20 protein-coding genes and 2 tRNA genes are annotated in these 20,872 nt (G+C 67.1%); 15 read left to right on the forward strand and 7 right to left on the reverse strand.

Translation table 11 applies throughout. The annotated features are described in order from the left end of the window. Positions 1-112 precede the first annotated feature (112 nt). The gene (locus tag GGD90_RS04710) at positions 113-1,288 is read right to left on the reverse strand and encodes a M20 aminoacylase family protein (RefSeq protein WP_153114647.1); all 1,176 of its coding nucleotides are present in this window, start codon (positions 1,286-1,288) and stop codon (positions 113-115) included. Positions 1,289-1,604: 316 nt separating this feature from the next. On the opposite strand from GGD90_RS04710, the gene tolB reads away from it, so the two are divergent. From tolB to queC, 6 genes are all read left to right on the forward strand, one after another. Then, entirely contained in the window at positions 1,605-2,918 is a 1,314-nt protein-coding gene (gene tolB / locus GGD90_RS04715; RefSeq protein WP_153114648.1) for a Tol-Pal system beta propeller repeat protein TolB, read from the forward strand. A gap of 32 nt (positions 2,919-2,950) precedes the next feature. Continuing rightward, on the forward strand, positions 2,951-3,496 hold the full coding sequence (pal, locus tag GGD90_RS04720; RefSeq protein ID WP_153114649.1) for a peptidoglycan-associated lipoprotein Pal: 546 nt from the start codon (positions 2,951-2,953) through the stop codon (positions 3,494-3,496). 2 nt (positions 3,497-3,498) lie between these two features. Continuing rightward, on the forward strand, positions 3,499-4,311 hold the full coding sequence (ybgF, locus tag GGD90_RS04725; RefSeq protein ID WP_153114650.1) for a tol-pal system protein YbgF: 813 nt from the start codon (positions 3,499-3,501) through the stop codon (positions 4,309-4,311). Then, positions 4,308-4,994 (forward strand): 7-carboxy-7-deazaguanine synthase QueE, encoded by a 687-nt coding sequence (gene queE, locus GGD90_RS04730; protein WP_228273586.1) that lies wholly within the window; start codon positions 4,308-4,310, stop codon positions 4,992-4,994. The genes ybgF and queE overlap by 4 nt, the downstream gene beginning before the upstream one ends. 17 nt (positions 4,995-5,011) lie before the next feature. Next, the gene (locus GGD90_RS04735) at positions 5,012-5,374 is read left to right on the forward strand and encodes a PilZ domain-containing protein (protein ID WP_153114651.1); all 363 of its coding nucleotides are present in this window, start codon (positions 5,012-5,014) and stop codon (positions 5,372-5,374) included. Between the two features lie 66 nt (positions 5,375-5,440). Continuing rightward, entirely contained in the window at positions 5,441-6,133 is a 693-nt protein-coding gene (gene queC / locus GGD90_RS04740) for a 7-cyano-7-deazaguanine synthase QueC (RefSeq protein ID WP_153114652.1), read from the forward strand. A gap of 63 nt (positions 6,134-6,196) precedes the next feature. Here the strand turns inward: queC and GGD90_RS04745 are convergent, their stop codons facing one another. Then, the gene (locus tag GGD90_RS04745; protein WP_153114653.1) at positions 6,197-7,510 is read right to left on the reverse strand and encodes a phenylacetate--CoA ligase family protein; all 1,314 of its coding nucleotides are present in this window, start codon (positions 7,508-7,510) and stop codon (positions 6,197-6,199) included. 279 nt (positions 7,511-7,789) lie between these two features. On the opposite strand from GGD90_RS04745, the gene GGD90_RS04750 reads away from it, so the two are divergent. Further along, positions 7,790-7,865: transfer RNA gene (locus GGD90_RS04750), tRNA-Lys, on the forward strand. 62 nt (positions 7,866-7,927) lie between these two features. On the opposite strand, the gene yjjJ is transcribed toward GGD90_RS04750, so the two are convergent. Beyond that, positions 7,928-9,382 (reverse strand): type II toxin-antitoxin system HipA family toxin YjjJ, encoded by a 1,455-nt coding sequence (gene yjjJ, locus GGD90_RS04755; protein WP_221227656.1) that lies wholly within the window; start codon positions 9,380-9,382, stop codon positions 7,928-7,930. After that, positions 9,379-9,738: a hypothetical protein gene (locus tag GGD90_RS04760; protein WP_184414928.1), complete on the reverse strand. Its 360-nt coding sequence runs from the start codon at positions 9,736-9,738 to the stop codon at positions 9,379-9,381. The genes yjjJ and GGD90_RS04760 overlap by 4 nt, the downstream gene beginning before the upstream one ends. A gap of 7 nt (positions 9,739-9,745) precedes the next feature. Between GGD90_RS04760 and fliD the strand changes: the two genes are divergently transcribed. From fliD to GGD90_RS04795, 7 genes are all read left to right on the forward strand, one after another. Beyond that, a complete protein-coding gene (gene fliD, locus GGD90_RS04765; RefSeq protein ID WP_184414930.1) occupies positions 9,746-10,531 on the forward strand; it encodes a flagellar filament capping protein FliD in 786 nt (261 codons plus the stop codon). A gap of 136 nt (positions 10,532-10,667) precedes the next feature. Further along, positions 10,668-10,743: transfer RNA gene (locus GGD90_RS04770), tRNA-Lys, on the forward strand. A gap of 398 nt (positions 10,744-11,141) precedes the next feature. Continuing rightward, positions 11,142-11,408: a translation initiation factor IF-1 gene (infA, locus tag GGD90_RS04775; RefSeq protein WP_153114655.1), complete on the forward strand. Its 267-nt coding sequence runs from the start codon at positions 11,142-11,144 to the stop codon at positions 11,406-11,408. Between the two features lie 252 nt (positions 11,409-11,660). Continuing rightward, a complete protein-coding gene (locus GGD90_RS04780; protein ID WP_153114656.1) occupies positions 11,661-12,548 on the forward strand; it encodes a ketopantoate reductase family protein in 888 nt (295 codons plus the stop codon). A 150-nt stretch (positions 12,549-12,698) separates the two neighbouring features. Beyond that, positions 12,699-13,676, forward strand: coding sequence for a TRAP transporter substrate-binding protein (locus GGD90_RS04785; RefSeq protein ID WP_153114657.1), 978 nt, complete (start codon positions 12,699-12,701; stop codon positions 13,674-13,676). A 68-nt stretch (positions 13,677-13,744) separates the two neighbouring features. Further along, positions 13,745-14,239 carry a TRAP transporter small permease gene (locus GGD90_RS04790; RefSeq protein ID WP_153114658.1) on the forward strand — a complete coding sequence of 165 codons (495 nt, stop codon included), beginning with the start codon at positions 13,745-13,747 and terminating at the stop codon, positions 14,237-14,239. Between the two features lie 39 nt (positions 14,240-14,278). After that, positions 14,279-15,556 carry a TRAP transporter large permease gene (locus GGD90_RS04795; RefSeq protein WP_153114659.1) on the forward strand — a complete coding sequence of 426 codons (1,278 nt, stop codon included), beginning with the start codon at positions 14,279-14,281 and terminating at the stop codon, positions 15,554-15,556. Here GGD90_RS04795 and GGD90_RS04800 read toward each other — a convergent pair whose 3' ends face one another. The 3 genes from GGD90_RS04800 to GGD90_RS04810 are packed head-to-tail and all read right to left on the reverse strand — an operon-like array spanning position 15,557 to position 19,805. Further along, positions 15,557-17,170: a DHA2 family efflux MFS transporter permease subunit gene (locus tag GGD90_RS04800; RefSeq protein ID WP_153114660.1), complete on the reverse strand. Its 1,614-nt coding sequence runs from the start codon at positions 17,168-17,170 to the stop codon at positions 15,557-15,559. Beyond that, positions 17,167-18,342, reverse strand: coding sequence for an HlyD family efflux transporter periplasmic adaptor subunit (locus tag GGD90_RS04805; protein WP_153114661.1), 1,176 nt, complete (start codon positions 18,340-18,342; stop codon positions 17,167-17,169). The genes GGD90_RS04800 and GGD90_RS04805 overlap by 4 nt, the downstream gene beginning before the upstream one ends. Beyond that, positions 18,339-19,805, reverse strand: a complete 1,467-nt coding sequence (locus GGD90_RS04810) for an efflux transporter outer membrane subunit (RefSeq protein WP_153114662.1) — start codon at positions 19,803-19,805, stop codon at positions 18,339-18,341. Before GGD90_RS04810 ends, GGD90_RS04805 begins: the two co-directional genes overlap by 4 nt. Positions 19,806-19,904: 99 nt before the next feature. On the opposite strand from GGD90_RS04810, the gene GGD90_RS04815 reads away from it, so the two are divergent. Then, a complete protein-coding gene (locus tag GGD90_RS04815; protein ID WP_153114663.1) occupies positions 19,905-20,870 on the forward strand; it encodes a LysR family transcriptional regulator in 966 nt (321 codons plus the stop codon). Positions 20,871-20,872 lie beyond the last annotated feature (2 nt).

Here is a 20,872-nt window from a genome sequence, read left to right on the forward strand (position 1 = left end):
GGAGGCGGAAATTCAGCTTGCGGCTGAGATGGAGGCAGGAGCAGAGGCGGCCGACCGCGTCAGGCGCGCAGCGGCAGCAACACGCGATGCCGGCCGCTGCCGCGCCGCCGGATCAGTGGTCAACAGCGAGCGCCGTCTTCACCAGACTGACCCAGTAGCTGATGCCGAGCGGCAGCACCGCGTCGTTGAAGTCGTAGTGCGGATTGTGCAGCGTGCAGCCGCCGCTGCCCGGGCCGTTGCCCAGCCAGACGTAGCAACCGGGCTTTTCGCGCAGCATGTAGGAAAAATCCTCGGCGCCCATCGACGGCAGTTCGTCGCTGCGTACGGCCGCGGCGCCGAGCGTCGCCGCGGCGGCCTCGCGGCTCAGCCGCGCCTCGGGCACGCTGTTGATCGTCGGCGGATAGCGGTGATCGAAGTTGACGCTGATCTGCGCGCCGAAGGTGGAAGCGACGCCGCCGGCGATGCGCTCGATGGCGAGTTCGACCTGCTCCTGCACCTCGGGCTTGAAGCTGCGCAGCGTGCCGCGCAGAACAACATCGTCGGGAATGATGTTCCAGGCTTCGCCGGCGTGGAACTGCGTGACGCTGACCACCGCCGCATCGCAGGGATGCAGGTTGCGCGCGACCACGCTCTGCAGTGCCTGCACCAGCGTGGCGGCGGCGAGGATGGTGTCGACGCCCTGGTTCGGCATGCCGGCGTGACAGCCGCGGCCGTGCACCTTGATCTCGAAGGCACAGGTTCCAGCCATCACCGGCCCGTCGAGCACGACCATCTGGCCGGCCGGCAGACCCGGCCAGTTGTGCATGCCGTACACCGCGTCCATCGGAAAGCGGTCGAACAGGCCATCCTCGATCATGCGCAGCGCGCCGCCTTCGGACTCCTCGGCCGGCTGGAAAATGAAATGCACGACACCGTCGAAATTGACGCGTGCGAGGTTGTCGGCGAGGTAGCGCGCGGCGCCGAGCAGCATTGCCGTATGCCCGTCGTGACCGCAGGCGTGCATGCAGCCTTCGATGCGCGAGCGGTGCGGAAACTCGTTCTTTTCGAGCAGCGGCAGCGCGTCCATGTCGGCGCGCAGACCGATCGAGCGGCTGCCGCTGCCTTTGCGCAGGATGCCGACAATGCCGGTGCCGGCAATGCCGCGATGCACTTCGACGCCGTAGCGCGTCAGTTCGCGGGCAACGACATCGGCGGTACGTGACTCGTTGAACGCCAGTTCGGGATGGGCGTGCAGGTCACGGCGGATGGTGACCAGTTCGGTAAGAAAAGGAAGGGCAAGGATGCTCATGGGAGACTCCGATGCGCGGCTGACAGATTCGCGAACGCAGGAAACGGTAGGAAAACGGGGCTGAAATCGGCTCAGGGCGAGGCGGGAGAGGAATGTCGGCGAGCGCCGGGCGCTGCGGACACGGCGCGACTCACCGGAAAAGGTGAGTTTAACGCCGTTCGCACACCGGCAGGCAGACGCCCCTCCCCGCGCGCTGCGTTTCGACATGCGGCGCAAGCCCCGGTTCCAGAGGGGAAATTACGCTTGCTTACAAGTCGCGCCGCTTGTGCAGGTCTATAATCGCGTCTTCTTTTTCTGTCGCGATCCTCTCCGCTCAATGCTTCGTTCCCTGCCCGAACGGCTTTTGCCGACCGTGCTGCGCCGCCTGAGCCTGATTGCCGCAGGCGCCCTGATTGCTGCGCAACTCGCCCTCCCCGCCCACGCCGAACTGACGATCGAGATCACCGGCGCCGGTGCCAATCGCATCCCTGTTGCCATTGCCGATTTTGGCGGCGAAGCCGGTGTCGCGCGCGCGCTGACCACCGTCATCCGCGGCGACCTCGAACGCAGCGGCATGTTCCGTCTGGTCGATCCGGGCTCTGCCGCGCTCAGCGAAAGCTCGCAGCCGGCGTGGTCCGACTGGCGCAGCAGGGGTGCCGACGCGCTCGCCGCCGGCAGCATCTCGGCCGCCGGCGACGGCCGCCTGGAAGCGCGCTTCCGCCTGCACGACATCAACCGCCAGTCCGCCCTCGGCGGCGCCGCCTTCGTCACCTCGACGCCGATGCTGCGCGCCGCCGGCCACCGCATCGCCGACGTCATCTACGAAAAGCTGACCGGCGAAGCCGGCGTCTTCTCGACGCGCATCGCCTACGTGGTCAAGGGCAGCGGCCGCTACGAACTGCACGTCGCCGACGCCGACGGCCAGAACGCGCAGGCGGCGCTGATCTCGCGCGAACCGATCATCTCGCCGGCGTGGTCGCCCGACGGCACGCGACTGGCCTACGTCTCGTTCGAGAACAAGAAGCCGGTGATCTTTGTGCACTCGCTGGCCAGCGGCAAGCGGACGGCGATCGCCAACTTCCGCGGCTCCAACTCGGCACCGGCCTGGGCGCCCGACGGCCGCCGGCTGGCAGTGGTGCTGACCAAGGACGGCGGCTCGCAGCTGTTCGTGATCAACGCCGACGGCTCCGGCGTGCAGCGCCTCGCCAGCTCGTCGGGCATTGACACCGAACCCTCGTTCTCGCCCGACGGCCAGTTCATCTACTTCACCTCGGACCGCGGCGGCAGCGCACAGATCTACCGCATCAACGCCGGCGGCGGCGACGCGCAGCGCGTCAGCTTCGAGGGCAGCTACAACGTGACGCCGCGCGTTTCGCCGGACGGCCGTTCGCTCGCTTTCATTACCCGCCGCGACGGCGCTTTCCGTCTCGCGGTGATGGACCTGGCCAGCCGCCAGACGCAGTTGCTCACCGATTCGCAGAAAGACGAGTCGCCGAGCTTCGCGCCGAACGGCCGCATGATCCTGATCGCCACGGAAGTCGGCGGCAGGGGTGTTCTGTCGGCGGTTTCGATCGACGGCCGCATCCGGCAAAGACTTTCCATACCCGCCGGCAACGTGCGTGAACCGGCGTGGGGTCCGTTCCTCAAATAGATGGCCCGCGCACGGGTCACAGGAGTTAAAAAATGAATCGCCTGCAAGTCCGCACCACCCTTCCCGCAACGCTCACCGCCGCCGTTTTCGCCGCGCTCGTCGCCGGCTGCAGCTCGTCGCCCACCGGCCCAGAGCAGTCCGGCGCTCCGGTTGAATCGCGCACCGGCGTGACGCCAGTCGTCGCCGGCAACGTGCAAGGCAACCGCCTGCCCGCCGAACTCACCGATCCGAAGAGCATCCTGTCGAAGCGCAGCGTTTACTTCGACTACGACAGCTTCGAAGTGAAGGCCGAGTTCAAGGATCTGGTTGCCGCGCACGCGCGCTTCCTCTCCGCCAACCGTCAGTTCAAGATCCTGATCCAGGGCAATACCGACGAACGCGGCAGCCGCGAATACAACCTTGCCCTCGGCCAGAAGCGTGCCGAAGCGCTGAAGAAGATGCTGGTTCTGCTCGGCGCCCGCGAAGACCAGGTTGAATCGGTCAGCCTCGGCGAAGAAAAGCCGAAGAATGAAGGCCACGACGACACCGCCTGGGCGGAAAACCGTCGCGCCGACATCCTCTACAGCGGCGAGTTCTAAGCATGCAGCGCCGCCGCCCGACTGCCCCCCTGCCGGCGCTGTCGCCGGCGGCGCTGTGTCTCTGGCTGGCACTTGGCGTGGCCCCCGCGGCCCACGCCGGTCTGTTTGACGACGAAGAAGCGCGTCGCCAGATTTCCGACCTCAACGCCAAAACCAGCGAGCGCCTCGAAACCACGAGCAAGGCGCAATTCGAGCTGGCCAACCAGATCCAGGCGCTGCGCGAAGAGAACGCGCGCCTGCGTGGCCAAGTGGAAACGCTCACCTACGAGCTGGAAGCCGCCAACAAGCGGCAGCAGGATTTTTACATCGACCTCGACGCTCGCCTGCGCAAGCTTGAGCCACAGGCGAGCAGCGCCGATCCGCACCTGGCCGAGGGCAAACCTGCCGATGCAGCGCCCGCCGCCGATGGCAAGACCACGGCGCCGCGCCCGCCGGCCGACCCGAACGCCGAAGCGCACGAGTACGAAGCGGCGCTGAACCTGTTCAAGGGCAAGAAACTCAAGGAAGCGGCGAGCGCCTTCAGCGGCTTCGTCAAGGCGCATCCGGACAGCACGCTGGCGCCGAACGCGCAATACTGGTTCGGCAACGCGCAGTACGCGCTCGGCGACTGCAAGAAGTCGATCGACGCACACAATTCGCTGATCGCGCGCTGGCCGCAGCACGCCAAGGCCTCCGACGCGCTGCTCAACATCGCCTCGTGCCAGCAGGAACTCGGCGACGCCAAGGCCGCCAAGAAGACGCTGGAAACGCTGCAGAGCAAGTACCCGGACAGCCCGGCTGCCAGCACCGCCAAGCAGCGGCTGAAGAACCGGTGAAGCTGACACCAGCAACCGGCTCCGGCGGGCCACGCTCGCCGGGCGCCACGCTGCGCATCAACGAAATCTTTCTCTCGCTGCAGGGCGAGACCTCGCGCGCCGGCCTGCTCACCGTCTTCGTCCGCCTGACTGGTTGCCCGCTGCGCTGCGTCTGGTGCGATACCGAGTATGCGTTCTCCGGCGGCAGCAGCCGGCCGCTGGCCGAGGTGGTCGCGGCGGTGCTCGCTTTCGGCGTTGGCCGCGTCTGCGTCACCGGCGGCGAGCCGTTGGCGCAGGCCGCCTGCCTGCCGCTGCTGACGGCGCTGTGTGACGCTGGCTGCGACGTGTCGTTGGAGACTTCCGGCGCGCTCGACATCGGCGGCGTCGATGCGCGCGTCTCGCGCATCGTCGACCTGAAAGCGCCGGCTTCCGGCGAGGTAGCGCGCAACCACTGGCCGAACATCGAACTGCTCACGGCGCACGACGAGCTGAAATTCGTCCTCGCCGACCGCGCCGATTACGACTGGGCCTGCGCGCAGATCCGCGAACACCGCCTTGATCAGCGCTGCCCGCTGCTGATGTCGCCGGTGGCTGACCGCCTCGATCCGCCGACGCTGGCCGGCTGGATGATCGCCGACCGCATCCCGGCGCGCTTCCAGCTGCAATTGCACAAGCAGCTTTGGGGTAACATGCGGGGCAAGTAAGCGCCCAGGAGACCGCCGTGACCGATGACCGCCGCCATCACACCCGCATCGCCTTCCACACGCCGGCACAGCTCAATGTCGGCAGTGAAACCCTCGCCGTGCGCGTGCTCGACATCTCGCTCAAGGGCGCGCTGCTGGCGCTGAATCCGGCGACGCCAATCACCATCGGCAGCCTCTGTTCGCTCGACGTGCACCTCGACGAACTCGGCGACGCCATCCGCATGGAAGGCGAAGTGCGCCACGTCGGCGGCGGCGACGCCGGCATCGTCTGTCGCACGATCGACCTCGACAGCGTCACCCATCTGCGCCGACTGGTCGAACTCAATCTCGGCGACCCGGCGCTGCTCGAACGCGAGCTGTCGGCGCTGGCCAACGACTGATTCCGGCAGTCCGCGTCTTTTCCGCCGGCGGCACGCGCCGCCGGCCTTCATTTCCCGTTCGCATCCATGTCTGATTCTGCCCGCCCCGCCGTCATCCTTCTTTCCGGCGGCCTCGATTCGGCGACGACGCTGGCCATCGCCCGCTCCGCCGGTTTCCGCAGCTACTGCCTGTCCTTCGACTACGGCCAGCGCCACCGCGCCGAACTCGTCGCCGCCGCGCGCGTCGCCACGGCGCTGGGTGCTACCGAGCATCGCGTGTTGAAGCTTGATCTCGGCCAGTTCGGCGGCTCGGCCTTGACTGATGACAACATCGCCGTGCCGGTCGACGGCGTGCAGCCGGGAATTCCCGTCACCTACGTGCCGGCGCGCAACACGATCATGCTGTCGCTGGCGCTGGCCTGGGCGGAAACGCTCGGCAGCCGCGACATCTTCGTCGGCGTCAATGCGGTTGATTACTCGGGTTATCCGGACTGTCGCCCGGAATACATCGCGGCTTTCGAAACGATGGCCAATCTCGCCACCAAGGCCGGCGTCGAGGGTGAGCGGTTGACGATCCACGCGCCGCTGATCGATCTGTCCAAGGCCGAGATCATCCGCCGCGGCACTGAACTCGGCGTAGATTACTCGCTCACCGTCTCGTGCTATCAGGCCGACGCCGAGGGCCGCGCCTGCGGCGTCTGCGACTCGTGCCGCCTGCGCCACGAAGGCTTCATCGCCGCCGGTCTGGCCGACCCGACGCCGATGCGCAACGCTAGCTGAGGAAGTTTCTGGCGCGTTCGCGCCTGCTGTGCCCGGCTCATCAGGACCGGGAAGCGAGCAGCCTCAGGCGCCGCTGCGGCAGTCCTCGTGCACTCGCCGGTCGTCGACGCGCACGGCCTTGCCTTCGGCCGGCGGGATGCTGCCGCGCCGCACCAGCTCGACCGCCGGCGTCACCAGGATTTCGTCGCGCAGCCGCGCCACCAGCCGCTTGTGCAGCGCGGCGCGGGTTCTGTCGTCGGCAGCAAATACCTCGTCCTGAATCTCGACCTTGACGCGGATCTGGTCCATGTCGTTCTCCTGATAGAGCTCGATCAGGTAGTTCGGCGCCACTTCCGGCATCGCCATCAGCGCCTGCTCGATCTGCATCGGGAAGACGTTGCAGCCCTTGATGATGATCATGTCGTCAGTGCGGCCGGTGATGCGGTCGAGACGGCGATGCGTACGCCCGCAGGCACATTCGCCGGGGATGAAGCGTGTCAGGTCGCGCGTGCGGTAGCGCAGCAGCGGCATGCCGTCACGACAGAGCGTGGTCATCACCAGCTCGCCGACTTCGCCGTCGGGCAGCGCTTCGCCGCTCACCGGATCGACGATCTCGGCGATGTAGGCGTCTTCCCACACATGCATGCCGGCCTGCGCCGCGCACTCGAAGGCAACGCCGGGGCCGTTCATCTCGGTCAGGCCATAGGAATTGAAGGCCTTCAGGCCAAGCAGTTCCTCGATGCGCCGGCGCGCACGCTCGGTGTGCGGCTCGGCGCCGATCAGCGCGAAACGCCACTTGAGATCGCCCGGCTCGATGCCTTCCTGCTGCAGGAAGTGGCCGAAGTGCAGCGCATACGAGGGGATGATGTGCACGCCGTCGACGCCGAAGTCGCGCAGCAGCTTCAGCTGGCGCTTGGAGTTGCCGGCGCCGGCAGGCACCGTCAGGCAGCCGAGGCGTTCGGCGCCGTAGTGGATGCCGAGGCCGCCGGTGAACAGGCCGTAGCCGCTCATGTTCTGGAACACGTCGCCACGGCGCAGACCGACCGCGTGCATGCAGCGCGCGACCAGATGCGACCACGAGTCGACGTCGTTGGCCGTGTAATACACCGCCGTCGGCGCACCGGTCGTGCCGGATGAGACGTGCAGGCGGATGAAGGCGTCGCGCGGCTGACAGAGGAATCCGTCGGGATAGCCGGCGCGCAGGTCGTCCTTGACCGTGAACGGCAGCTTGCGCACGTCGTCGGGCGAATTGAAATTCTCCGGCCCGAGCCCCAGCGCGCGCAGACGCTTGCCGTAGAACGGCGACGCCAGGCAGGTGGCAACGGAGCGGCGCAGACGCTCGGTCTGCAACGCGGCCAGCGAATCACGGGAAATGCCTTCGACGGCGTCGTAGAACATGGCGAGCCTTTGCGCGCGTAATCACGGGTTTTCAAGCGAGGCCGGCAGTATCCCGACTGGCAGCGCGGCGGTCAACGGCGCGGCGGCGGGAGCTTGATTTGCGCGCAGAAGAGGCGGCAAGCGCCACAACGGCGCATTCCAGAGCACTGCCGACACCAGCGAAAGAGCCGGCAGCAAGCCTGGAAAAGCCGGGAAAGCCGCGCAGCGACGGGGCCTTGCCGGCCGATCCGCATTGACGCCCTTGCCGCGCTTATCTACAATCCGCGATCTTCGATTTTTGGGTCGGTAGCTCAGTCGGTAGAGCAGCGGACTTTTAATCCGTTGGTCGCGAGTTCGAATCTCGCCCGACCCACCAGAATTCAAGCGGCTTCCAGAGATGGAAGCCGTTTTCATTTCTGCTGTTCCGTAGCCCGATCATCAGCCCAGTCGGGCGATTCTCAGTCGAGCATCTTCAAGATGCCGGCCGAGGGCGTCGGCACACTGGACCCAGCTAGCGGAAAAGTTGCCGTCCTGCCGCATCCTGGTGACGAATTCATCAGCGAGAACCAGCGCCTGTCGCCAGGTTGCGGCCTCGATGCTCGAATGCAGCCGCGCCGGTGGCAATTCGACCGGCAGCCCACCGCCACTGCGCGGGGCAAACGCCATGGGCAGCATGTCGTAGGCGGGAGCAAGCTGATACGGGCGGCCAGCTTCGGCGACGAAAGACAGATTGCCGTTGTGCATGTCGGCATTGCCGATCAGGGTGCCAAAGGCAAAGAGTAGCGCGGCACCCTCTGCCGCCTCGGCGGTGACGATGCCTTGCGCCGCCAGCCTTGCTGCCAGCACCGGCCAGGGCGACCGGGCGTCGCCGATGAATTCCGCCTCAAGCGAGGTGAGCGAATGCAGCGCACGCCGCCCAAGCAGGCCAACGCGGTCAAATCGGCCGACTTCGAGAAAGCGTCGCCCGGTGATATCGAGCAGGCGTGATGACACCGCCGGAACGCCCGCGGCGCGCAGCACCTTTGCCGCGAGGTGCTCGGCAGCCAGCAGGTCACGCCACCTTTGCGTCACCGGATTGTCTTCGACAGCGGTGAACTTCACGAGGACATGCTGCCCGGTGAAAGCGATGAATTTCGGCTGCTCCCCGCCGGCCGATGACCCCGGAACGTCGCCGCGTTCAGCAGCCTCGGCCAAGGCCGGATATTGCGACTCATCGACCGGGGACGGCGGCGGGGAGTCGATGAAACGCTCGCGGGCGATGTCGCCCAGCAGCAGGTTGCCGACCAGGTTGTCGCCATGCGCCATCAGCGCGCGCAGCATGTGTGTTTCCGACCATTCCACCAGACTCGCCGGCAAGCCGAGCGCAGCTGCATGGTGCGCTGCATAGGCGCGTCCGAGAAAACCTTGCGGGCACATGTCCGCCAGCCACCAGGGAAGGCTTTCGCTATGCAAACTGCGGCCGTCTTCCTGTTGCATGACAAAACCGTTCGGACAGACAGGAATGAGCAGGCCGAGCCGACGGATCGTGCCGTCGGCCGTGATTTGATATATGGGGACGCTTCCCGGTCCACGTCCGGGATCACGCAGCGCGTATTGAATCGCACGACCGGAGCCGATGCGCAGGATTTCATCCCCGAGTGCCGCCAGCGCTCGTGATGCCGTCGGCTGACTGATGCCAATGCTTTCAACGAGCTGGCGAGCCTGCTTCGGTCCTTGCAGCAGGCAAAGCCGGATCGAGTCGGTGTGGGACGGCATGGCGATGAATAGAATAATGAATAGATACTGAATAATACGACTCAAACCAGGATCGTGGGCAATTTCAGGAAACGATCGGGCAGAAGCGCCGGCAGTATTTGCCGCTTCTGCGGCTCGTTTGCCCCTGAAATCATTCACTCCCGCCCGGCACGGCGGGGGACATCCGCGCGAACACTGCCTTCCGCGGCGCACAAGTGCATGCCGACCCGCGCGGCCTGTTTCTTGCGTACCTGCAGAGTGGCGAACAGAAGAAGGATGCCAACGCCTTCATCGCCGCTCGGAGTTGCCATGTCAGTCAGCGCGCTAACGAACATCGGTTTCAATTTTGCCCAGTTCAACCAGAACAGAGCGGACGCCGTCACCTCCGGCGCGAATAGCAGCGCGGCGTCGCTGACGCTGCGCGTTGCCACGATCCAGTCGCAGAACTTCGCCTCGCTGCTGAACGCTGCCTTCGCTGGCAATTCCGCCAAGGACTCAGCCAACGATGCGGGCATTTTCGACGTGCTCACGAGCTCGACAGGAAGCAGCTCGGACGCGCTCGGCAACGTCCTCGACACCAGTTCCAGCAAGGGCCTCTCGGCGAGCGGACGCAACACCGCCCTGTTCGACCCCGAATCGGCTTACCGGATGATGAGCGTCATCAACTACGACGAGGTCAGCTACAAGGCGCAGTTCTCCGAAATGAGCCAGATGAAGTCCTGGCTGAGCGAGATGCAGCAGGACGCGCAGAGCCTCGGTGGCATCAGCCTGACGAGCAGCGACGACAGCATCCGCGCCAGCCTGCAGACCTTCACCGACCAGTACAACGCGTGGGTCAAGCGCTTCGACGCCGACATGCAGAGCGGCAGCCTGCTCGCCGACACGCAGGCAGCACAGGTGTCGCGTTACGAACTCGAGCAGAGCGTCGAGAACATGTTCAATGGTGCCAGCGATGGTCTGCACGGGCTGCGCGACCTCGGCCTCACCATTGACCCGTACAGCAATCTCGCGACGCTCGACAGCACCAGGCTTGATGCGGTGCTGGCAAGCAACAAGCAGGGCGTCGTCGATACCGTGCAGCAGTTCAGCGCCAACTTCGCCAAGTCGGCTGAGCTGCTCAATTCCGACGGCAACTTCATCCCCAAGCGGCTGAACAATCTGAGCCGCGCCATCGCCTACATCGAGGACAACAAATCGTCCCTGCAGGCGGAGTTCGGCCTCGGCGACGCCGCCAAACCCAGCGGACTCGTCGCGCAAGCGCTGGCTGCCTATCAGCAGATGTCCGGGAAAACCGATTCGTCGCATTGAAGCCACGTTTGGCTTGACGACCGGCCGAGAAGCCTTGATAATGCGCGCCTTCCCGCAGGATTGGTGTTCGAAAGACCTGCTGTGCAGCGAGTTTTTCTCCGACTGACACACCAAGCCAAGGGACAGACCGGTTTCCGGGGCGTTAGCTCAGCTGGTAGAGCAGCGGACTCTTAATCCGTAGGTCGAGTGTTCGAATCACTCACGCCCCACCAAGAAAATCAAGGAAATGGCCAGTCCTCTGGACTGGCCATTTTTCTTTCCAGCATGCGCTGCGAGCCGCCCTCTGCCTTCGGCGGCTCCTCCGGCCAGTCCTTCGCCGGTCGCCAGACCGCCCGGACTTCATCGCGGTCTTGCCGCATCGACCGCCCGTAGCGCGACGCGCGCACCCGTCACCGACCGCGCCGCCCACCCCTGCCGCCTGTGGCGTCGGGGGCGCCATCAAGACAACACCCGCTCGGCCCGCCAATCATGGTGCCGATTTCGCCAGTCCCCGCCGTGTGCCAACCGCGCCGGCGCTCGACCGGCCAGCGCTTGCCAGGGCGGTGGCAAGCCGGCGCAGCTACCGTCCGTACCGCGGGCGGGAGCGGCCATCAGCAAAGGAGCTTCAGCAATGGCAAAAGAAGAACTCATCGAAATGAACGGTTCCGTCACCGAAGTGCTGCCCGACGGCCGCTACCGCGTGACCCTCGATAACGGCCACAAACTGATCGCCTACTCGGGCGGCAAGATGCGCAAGAACCACATCCGCATCATCGCCGGCGACGCCGTTTCGCTGGAAGTGTCGCCCTACGATCTGTCGAAGGGTCGCATCACCTTCCGCCACCTGCCCGGCCGCCAGTCCGGCGCCGCCGCCGCACCGCCGCCTTACCGTCGCTGAGCGCAGTCAGCGGCAGGCTGCGCGCCTGCCCGCTCCGCGCTGTGAACAGCTGCCGCACAAGAGCCCTTGCCTGCCCCGGCAAGGGCTTTTTTTCGTCCGGACATCAGAAAAATACCGGCCGATCACGGCGTCTGGCTGGCCCCGTAACTGTCCGCAGACCGGACTGCCTGAACGCCTGCGCCACGGGTGACGCGGCCCGCGCGGCAATGCTAAAGTCCTCCCCGATCTGAAGCCTGCGATGGGGAATGGCGCATGAAGATAGCGGTGATGGGGGCCGGTGCAGTTGGCTGTTACTACGGTGGCATGCTGGCACGGGCCGGCCATGAAGTGGTGCTGATCGGGCGTGCGCAGCACGTCGAGGCGGTGCGACGCGACGGACTGCTGATGGAAACGCAGACCTTCACGGCGCACGTGCCGCTGGCGGCGAGTACCGACGCCAGCGCCGTCGCCGGCGCCGGACTGGTGCTCTGCTGCGTCAAATCGACCGACACGACCGAAGCCGCCGCCCAGATCGGGCCGCATCTCGCCGACGACGCGACGATCCTCAGCCTGCAGAACGGTGTCGACAACGCCGAGCGCCTGCAATACCTGCTGCAGCGCGAGGTGACGCCGGCGGTGGTCTATGTCGCCACCGAAATGGCCGGACCGGGACAAGTGCGTCACCACGGGCGCGGCGAACTGGTGATCGGGCCGTCGCCGGTCAGCGACGAACTGGCGCAGATGTTCGCCGCCGCCGGCGTGCCGGTGGAAATCTCGGATAATGTCAGCGGCGCGCTGTGGGCCAAACTGATCCTCAACTGCGCCTACAACGCGCTGTCGGCGATCACGCAACTTCCCTACGGCCGACTGGTACAGGGCACCGGCGTTGAAGACGTGATGCGCGACGTCGTCGAGGAATGCCTCGCAGTCGCCGCCGCCGAGGGCATCAGCATCCCCGGCGACATCCACGAAGCCATCCGGCGCATCGGCCGCACCATGCAGGGCCAGCTGTCGTCGACGGCGCAGGATCTGGCGCGACACAAGCCGAGCGAAATCGACCACCTCAACGGCCACATCGTCCGCCGCGGCGAAGCGCTGGGCATCGCCACGCCCGCCAACCGCGTGCTGCACACCGTCGTCAGGCTGCTCGAAGCGCGCTGAACGCTTCCGGCCGCGGCGATTGCGCCCGAATTCGGTGCATCCCGCCCGGCTCTGGTGCACAAGGCTTGAATCCCGCCCCGGCAGGAGGGTAGCATCGTCCCTCTTTCGGCATATCCCGCCGCCCGCCTTTTCCCCTCAGGAGACACTCCGATGCGCCTGTTCCGTCTTGCCTCCGTGGTTGCCGCCGTCGGCAGCCTTGTCTGTCTGACCTTCGCGCAGCCGGCCGCCGCGCAGGCGCCGCTGAAGATGGCGTATGCACTGTCGTCATCCTCGCACTATGGCGCCGGCGCCGAAGCCTTCGCCAAGACGCTGGAAAAGAGCGGTAAATTCAAGGTGCAGCAGTTCCCCAACAGCGCGCTTGGCGGCGAGCGCGAGGTGCTCGAGGGCCTGCAACTCGGCACCATTGATCTGGCCATCGTGTCGACCGGCGCCACGCTCAACTTCGTTCCGCAGACCGGCGTGTTCGACATTCCCTTCCTGATGCGCGACCTGCAGCACGCGCGCAAGGTCATGGACGGCCCGTCCGGACAGGCGATGCTCGGCGAATTTTCCAAGCGCGGCATCGTCGCGCTGGCATGGGGCGAACAGGGCTTCCGCCACCTCACCAACAGCAAGCGCCCGGTGGTCACCGCCGCCGACGCCAAGGGCCTGAAAATCCGCACCACCGAAAACCCCGTGCACATCGCTGCGTTCCGCCAGATCGGCATCCTGCCAACACCGATGGCGTGGCCGGAAGTGGCGACGGCGCTGCAGCAGGGCACCATCGACGGCCAGGAAAACCCGCTGTCGGTGATCACCTCGGCGAAGCTCTCGCAGATGCAGAAGTACCTGTCGCTCACCGGCCATGTGTACGCACCGACGGTAATCCTGGTGTCGCCGTCGGTGTTCGGCAGCCTCTCCGACGCCGACCGCAAGCTGTTCAAGCAGGCCGCGCTGAACGGTTCCGCTGCGATGCGCGCCTATGTCGACAACGTCGAGAAGAGCGGCGTCGAGCAGCTGAAGAAGGACGGCATGCAGGTCACCACGGTCGACCGCAAGTCCTTCGAGGCCGCGGTCGCGCCGGCCTATCCCGAGTTCGAGCGCAAGTTCGGCAAGGCGCTCATCGATTCGATCCGCAACACGCAGTAATGCCCGCCGGCGGCGGGGCGCGCCGACCGGCGCCCGCCCTGCCGCCGCCCTTGCCCACGGATTCGTGCATGTCGCTGTTTTCCCGTCTTGAGAATGCCCTGTTCAAGGGCGTTTCCTATGTCGCGCAGGTGCTCCTCGTCGCCGCGGTCGTCGCCGCCTTCTATCAGGTGATCGCGCGCTTCGTGCTGGAGTCGCCAACCGACTGGAGCGAAGTGCTGACACGCGCCCTGCTCATCTGGACCGTGTTTCTCGGCATAGCGCTGGCCTTCCGCCACGGCGCCATGATGGGCGTGACGCTGCTGCACTCGCTGCTCGCCCCCGCGCGGCAGCGCCTCCTCGAGATCGGCGTCGCCGCGATCTGCGGCGGTTTCCTGCTCTTCGTCGCCTGGATCGGCGGTCAGATGACCTGGCGGGTGCGCTTCCAGACCGTGCCCAGCCTCGACATCTCGATCTCCTGGATCTACCTCGCCATCCCGGTCGGCGCCGCGCTCGCCGCCATCGGCGTTCTCGCCCGCCTGTGGGCCGCGTCGCCAGCCGCCGCGCCCAGCGATGCCCAGGGCTGACGCCCGCCCTCGCCCGATCCTTTCGCCTCCGCTCCCACCATGTCGCAGTTGATGATCCTCTCGATGCTGGTCTTCTTCGGCCTGACGGTACCGATTTCGGTCTCGATCGGGCTGTCCAGTCTGGCCGGCATCGCCGCCGGCGAGAACCTGCCCTGGCTGGTCGTGGCGCAGCAGCTCTACGCCGCGCTCGACAAGTATCCGCTGGTGGCGATCCCCTTCTTCATCCTCGCCGGCAACCTGATGGAAGCTGGCGGCATCTCCGAACGTATGGTCGACTTCGCCAAGAGCGTGGTCGGCGGCGTGCAGGGCGGCCTTGCCGTCACCTGCGTGCTCACCTGCATGATCTTCGCGGCGGTGGCCGGATCCAGCGTTGCCACCACCTTCGCCGTAGGCGCCATCCTCATCCCGGCGATGGTGCGGCACGGCTACCCGGCGCCTTTCGCCGCCTCGCTGCAGGCGTCGGCGGCGGAGCTCGGCGTCATCATCCCGCCGTCGATCCCGATGATCCTCTACGCGGTGTCGACCGACACCTCGACCGGCGAGCTGTTCATCGGCGGCGTCGTTCCCGGCATCCTCATCGGCGTCGCACTGATGGGCTACGTCTGGTTCTACGCGCGCCGCAACGGCTACGGCAAGCAGGACGGCGACGGCCGCCTGCCGCTGTGGCCGGCCTGCCGCCGCGCCTGGCTGGCGCTGCTGATGCCGGTGATCATCCTCGGCGGCATCTACGGCGGCGTGTTCACGCCGACCGAGGCGTCGGTGGTCGCGGTCGTCTACGCGCTGGCGGTGGGCATGATCATTTACCGCAGCATCACCTTCGCCACGCTGTCGGCGACGCTCGGCCGCTCGGTGGTGTCGACGGCGGCGATCATGTTCATCATCGCCAACGCCGGCGTCTTCAGCTTCCTGCTCAACCGTGCCGGCATCCCCGGCGCGCTCGGCGCGTGGCTGGGCACGCTGTTCTCCGACCAGTTCACTTTCCTTCTCGGAGTGAACGCCGCGCTGTTCCTGATCGGCATGTTCATCGAGACCTCGGCCGCAATCGTCGTACTGGCGCCGCTGCTGCTGCCGGTGGCGACGGCCTTCGGCGTTGATCCGGTGCACTTCGGCATCATCATGGTGGTGAACCTGGCGCTCGGCATGATCACCCCGCCGTTCGGCGTAAACCTCTTCGCCGCCTGCTCGATCGCCAAGGTGTCGCTCGAACAGCTGGTGCGTCCGCTGCTGCCCTTCGTCGGCGTCGTCGTCGCCTGCCTGATGCTGATCACCTACGTGCCCGACCTCACGCTGGCGCTGCGCGACCTCGTCTATCGCTGATCAGTGGTCGCCGCCGGGCAGCGCGGCGACCTTGGCGCGCGGCTTGGCGAACCAGACGATGGCCAGCAGCGAGAGGAAGAGGAAACCCGACACCCAGAAGAAATCGTTGGCCGCCAGTACCGCCGCCTGGCCGGTGACCATGCGATCGAGCGTGCCGAGCGTCTGTTCCGGGCTGAGACCGGCGGCGGCGAGGCTGTCGCGCGCCTGCGTCGTCAGTGGATCGTAGGGCGTCAGGTTCTCGACCAGCTGCGCGTGATGCAGGTTCGTGCGGCTGTCCCACACGGTCGCGGCGATCGAGGTGCCGAAAGCGCCGGCGGTGATGCGGCAGAAGTTCGACAGCCCCGACGCCGCCGGAATGCTCGCTGGCGGCAGACCGGAAAGCAGGATCGCGGTGAGCGGCAGGAACAGCGTCGCCATGCCGGCGCCGAGGATCAGCTGCGGCAGGATCACCGTCCAGTTGTCGACGCCGGTGGTGAAATCGGCGCGCAGGAACGAAACGCCGGCGAGGATGAAGAACGACAGGCTGGCGATCCAGCGCGGATCGAGCTTGCCCATCGACTTGCCGATCACCGGCGAGAGCAGCAACGCGAGGATGCCGACCGGCGCCGTGGTCAGCCCGGCCAGCGTCGCCGTGTAGCCCATCTGCGTCTGCAGCCACAGCGGGATGATGACGATGCCGCCGAAGAACAAGCCGTAGGCGAGGCTCAAGGTCGTCGTGCCGGTGACGAAGTTGCGCCGCGAGAACAGCGACAGATCGACGATCGGGTGTGCCTCGGTCAGCTCCCAGACGATGAAGAAGACGAAAGCGATCGCCGAAGTCAGCGCCAGCGCGATGATTTCGGGCGAATTGAACCAGTCCAGTTCCTTGCCCTTGTCGAGCATGATCTGCAGTGCGCCGACCCAGAGCACCAGCAGGACGAGGCCGACGCGGTCGATCGGCACGATGCGCGTTGCCGTCTCGCGCGGCCGGTAGATGCGCCAGGTCACCCAGGCGGCGACGAGCCCGACCGGTATGTTGATGTAGAAGATCCACGGCCAGGAGATGTTGTCCGACAGCCAGCCGCCGAGGATCGGCCCGACCACCGGCGCCACCATCGTCGTCATCGACCACAGTGCCAGTGCAATGCCGCTCTTCGTTGGCGGATACGACGAGAGCAGCAGCGCCTGCGAGAGCGGAATCATCGGCCCGGCGACGGCGCCCTGCAGGATGCGGAAGGCGATCAGCAGCTCAAGGTTCGGCGCCAGCCCGCACAGGATCGAAGCGACGACGAAGAGCAGCACCGAAGTGACGAACAGGCGCACCTGGCCGAAGCGTTGCGTCAGCCAGCCGGTCAGCGGCACAGCAATGGCGTTGGCGACGGCGAACGAGGTGATCACCCAGGTGCCCTGCGACGGCGACACGCCGAGGTCGCCGGCGATGGCCGGGATCGACACGTTTGCGATGGTCGTGTCGAGCACGTTCATGAAGGTCGCCAGCGACAAGGCCAGCGTGCCGAGAACGAGCGGCGTGCCGGTCAAGGGCGCCGTGTGCGGCGAGCGCGTCGGTGCCGCCGGTGGCGAGGCTGCCGCCGGCTGGCCGGCGCCGCTGGCGGTGCCGCTGCCGCTTTCGCTCACCGCCCGCCCTTGCCGAGGTTGGCGGCGATGATGCGCGCGATGCGCTGCTCGGCCTCCTTGTCCTCGGCGCCGAAGGCACGCGTTTCGTAGGCGGGATCGGCGCGCGGCACGGTGCCGAGCACCGGCCCGGACGCATCGCCGACATCGACCTCGACCTGCATCGACAGGCCGACGCGCAGCGGATGCTCGGCCAGCTCCCTGGCGTCGAGCGCGATGCGCACCGGCACGCGCTGCACCACCTTGATCCAGTTGCCGGTGGCGTTCTGCGCCGGCAGCAGCGAGAAGACGCCGCCGGTGCCGGCGCCGAGGCCGAGCAGCTTGCCGTGGTAGTCGACGCTGCTGCCGTAGATGTCGGCGGTCAGTTTCACCGGCTGACCGATGCGCATGCGCGAAAGCTGGCTTTCCTTGAAGTTGGCGTCGACCCACAGGCCGTCGAGCGGAACGATCGCCATCAGCGGCGTACCGGGCTGGATGCGCTGGCCAACCTGAACGCTGCGCTTGGCAACGTAGCCGGACACCGGCGCCGGCAGCATGGCGCGGGTGTAGGCGAGATGCGCCTCACGCACGTGCGCGGCGGCCTTGGCGACGTTCGGGTGATCCGCCGGCGTCGTGCCTTCGGTCAGCGCCTCGGCGGCGGCGAGCTGTTCGCGCGCGGCAGCGAGCGCCGAGGCGGCGGCGCGGGCGGCGGCGGAGGCGTGCTCGATCTCCTCGACGGCAAGCGCGCCGCTGCCGGCAACCAGCTGCCGGCGACGCTCGTCCTCGCTGGCGCGCTGCAGTTCGGCCTCGCGCAGGTTCACCTGCGCGGCGGCGGCGGCGCGACTGGCGTAGAGGTTACGCACGTTGCGCACCTCGCGCGCCAGATCGGCTTCGGCCTGCTCAAGCGCCAGCCGGGCGTCGGCCGGATCGAGGCGGACCAGCGCCTGCCCGGCCTCGACGTAGTCGGTGTCGTCGGCGGCGATGGCAAGAACGGTGCCGCCGACCTGCGGCGTCACCTGCACCAGATTGCCGCCAACGTAGGCGTTGTCGGTATGTTCGTGCACGCGGCCGACGAGCAGCCACCAGGCCAGATAGAGGACGCCGAGGACGGCGATGACGATGACCGCGCGCGTGACGAACTGGCGACGACGGCCGTCGGCGATGGCGGTTGAGGGGGTTTCTTTCTGTTCGCTCATTGGGCTGCGCTCGCGGGAGCGTCCTCGTGGGTTCGGGATTGCGGCGCGGCATCGTAGCCGCCGCCAAGCGCCTTGATCAGGCCAAGACGGGTTTCCAGACTGCGTTCATTCACGTCGACGAGCGCGCGCCGGCGGGCGAGCCAGGCGTCGTCGTCGGCGAGCAGCGTCAGTTCGCTGGCCAGACCGGCGGCAAAGCGGATCTGCGTCAGTTCGCGCGTCTTCGCCGCCTGCGCCAGCGCGTGCTGCGCCTCGCCCTGCTGCCCGGCGAGCGCGGCAAGGCTCGCCGCCTGATCGGCCACTTCGCGCACGGCGTCGAGCAGGGTCTGGTTGTACTGCTCGATGGCGAGATCGAGGTCGGCGTTGGCGCTGTCGAGACCGGCGCGCAGGCGGCCGCCGTCGAAGATCGGCAGGCTGATCGCCGGACCCCAGCCGGCGATGCCGCTGCCGGACTTGAGCAGATTGCCAAGGCCGATGCTCGAATAACCGGCAAAGGCAATGAGGTTTACGTTCGGATAGAACTCGGCGCGCGCCGCCGCGGCGCTGCCGCGCGCCGCCTCGACCAGCCAGCGTGCGGCGACGAGATCGGGGCGCCGGCCTAGCAGGTCGGCCGGCAGTACGCTGGGCAGGGCGGCGCCACCGGCAGCCGGGTCGGGCAGTTGCGGGCGCGGCAGCGTCGCCGCGAAATCGGGGCCAAATCCGGCCAGCGCGGCGATCTGGTGGCGCTGCAACGTGATCTGCTCGCGCTGCGCCTGCATGTCCTGCCGTGCCGCGGCCAGCGCAGCGTCGGCGCTCGCCACGTCACCGGCGGCGGCCAGCCCGGCGTCGAAGAGGCGGCGCGTCAGCTGCAACTGGCGTTCGCGTTGCGTGCGCTGCGCTTCGACGATGTCGAGCACGCGGTAGCTGCGGTCGAGGCGTAGCCAGGACTGGACGACAGCGGCGACGAGCAGCAGACGCGCACTCTCACGCTCTGCACCGGCGGCGCGCGTCTGCGACACGGCGGCGGCGAGGCGGTCGCGGTTACGCCCCCAGAAATCGAAGTCGTAGGCGAAGTCGAGCGCCAGTTCGCCCGAAGTGAGGATGCTGCCGGCGTACGGCTTGGGGATCATGCCGTTTTCGGTGTAGCGCTGGCGCGTCGCCTGCAGGCTCGACGACACGTCGGGAAAGCGCAGCGAACCGGCGCTGTCGGCAAGTGCGCGCGCCTTCGCCAGCCGCGCTTCGGCGATGCGCAGCGACGGGCTTTCCCTGAGCGCGCTGGCAACCAGTGCATCGAGCCCGGCGTCGCCGAAAGCGGACCACCAGCGCTCCTGCGGCCAGGGCGCGTCGCCCGCGCTGAGCTGCGCTGCCAGCGTCGCCGGATCGGCAGGGCTGGCGCGTGAAGCGCTGTCGCCCGGCGTCGCGCACGCCGTCAGCAGGAGCAGCGGCAGCGCGGCAAGAAGTGCAGTGCGCGGAAGTGAACAGGGCATCGGAGAAGGCGCAAGGTTTGGCGGGGACGTTACTTTACTCCGTGCCTGCAAGCGGGATAAGCTGGCTTTTTCGGGATTGATTGTTTCATTGAGAGAACAATGGCGACCGACCTCAACCAGCTGCTCGTTTTCGCCAAGGTAGTCGAACAGGGCAGTTTCATCGGCGCGGCCCGCGCGCTGGCATTGCCGCGCACGACCATCAGCCGGCGCATCCAAGAACTCGAGGAACGTCTCGGCACGCGCCTCTTGCAGCGCACGACGCGGCGCGTTTCGCTGACCGAGGCCGGCGCGATCTACTACGAGTACTGCAGCCGCATCGCACAGGAGATCACCGACGCCGAACACGCCGTCGGCCGCGTGCAGGAAGAACCGCGGGGCACACTACGCGTGTCGGCGGCGTTTTCCTTCGGCATGAGCATTCTCGTTCCGGTCGTCCCAGAGTTCATGAGCCGCCACCCGGAAATCGACCTGCAGCTCGAACTGCGCAACGACGCCGTCGATCTGATCGGCGAAGGCTTCGATCTGGCGATCCGCATCGGCCCGCTCGCCGACTCGTCGGCCGCCGTCCGCCTGCTCGGCGAAAGCCGCATGGCGCTGTTCGCCAGCCCGGCCTATCTGCAGCAGCACGGCACGCCGACCACGCCCGAGGAGCTGGCGCAGCATTCGGCACTGACCTTGTCACGGTTCTGCCGGCATGGCCGCTATTTCTGGCCGCTCGGCCGCGGCAACGAAACGCGCGAGGTCTTCCTCTCGGCGCGGCTGGTCGGCAACGATCCCGGCGTTGTCAGCACCGCCGCGCTGGCCGGACTCGGCATCGCGCTGCTGCCGGCGATCCTCGTGCGGCGAACGATCCCCGACGGCGCCTTGCTACCGGTGCTGCCCGAGTGGGAAGCGCCGCGCGTCGCTTTCAACGCCGTTTACCCGAGCCGTCGCGGGCTGCCGCCGAAAGTGCGGGTGTTCATCGATTTCCTCGTCGAGCGCCTCGCCGGCATCCCCGAACTCTATGTCAAGGACGCCAGCCCGCTCGCCGCGACACGCGCGCCGGCCCGTTCGCCGGGGCTATAATC

It is taken from the genome of Rhodocyclus tenuis, from assembly GCF_014197755.1.
Classification (GTDB): domain Bacteria; phylum Pseudomonadota; class Gammaproteobacteria; order Burkholderiales; family Rhodocyclaceae; genus Rhodocyclus; species Rhodocyclus tenuis.

Coding starts and splice junctions, on each gene's coding strand:
- ybgF (WP_153114650.1), top strand. CDS start 3,499: ATGCAGCGCCGCCGCCCGACTGCCCCCCTGCCGGCGCTGTCGCCGGCG.
- GGD90_RS04760 (WP_184414928.1), bottom strand. CDS start 9,738: ATGCCCGCATCGTTGGCTGAGTCCTTGGCGGAATTGCCAGCGAAGGCA.
- GGD90_RS04710 (WP_153114647.1), bottom strand. CDS start 1,288: ATGAGCATCCTTGCCCTTCCTTTTCTTACCGAACTGGTCACCATCCGC.
- GGD90_RS04780 (WP_153114656.1), top strand. CDS start 11,661: ATGAAGATAGCGGTGATGGGGGCCGGTGCAGTTGGCTGTTACTACGGT.
- GGD90_RS04815 (WP_153114663.1), top strand. CDS start 19,905: ATGGCGACCGACCTCAACCAGCTGCTCGTTTTCGCCAAGGTAGTCGAA.
- queC (WP_153114652.1), top strand. CDS start 5,441: ATGTCTGATTCTGCCCGCCCCGCCGTCATCCTTCTTTCCGGCGGCCTC.
- GGD90_RS04790 (WP_153114658.1), top strand. CDS start 13,745: ATGTCGCTGTTTTCCCGTCTTGAGAATGCCCTGTTCAAGGGCGTTTCC.
- pal (WP_153114649.1), top strand. CDS start 2,951: ATGAATCGCCTGCAAGTCCGCACCACCCTTCCCGCAACGCTCACCGCC.
- GGD90_RS04805 (WP_153114661.1), bottom strand. CDS start 18,342: ATGAGCGAACAGAAAGAAACCCCCTCAACCGCCATCGCCGACGGCCGT.
- GGD90_RS04745 (WP_153114653.1), bottom strand. CDS start 7,510: ATGTTCTACGACGCCGTCGAAGGCATTTCCCGTGATTCGCTGGCCGCG.
- GGD90_RS04795 (WP_153114659.1), top strand. CDS start 14,279: ATGTCGCAGTTGATGATCCTCTCGATGCTGGTCTTCTTCGGCCTGACG.
- infA (WP_153114655.1), top strand. CDS start 11,142: ATGGCAAAAGAAGAACTCATCGAAATGAACGGTTCCGTCACCGAAGTG.
- GGD90_RS04810 (WP_153114662.1), bottom strand. CDS start 19,805: ATGCCCTGTTCACTTCCGCGCACTGCACTTCTTGCCGCGCTGCCGCTG.
- GGD90_RS04785 (WP_153114657.1), top strand. CDS start 12,699: ATGCGCCTGTTCCGTCTTGCCTCCGTGGTTGCCGCCGTCGGCAGCCTT.
- tolB (WP_153114648.1), top strand. CDS start 1,605: ATGCTTCGTTCCCTGCCCGAACGGCTTTTGCCGACCGTGCTGCGCCGC.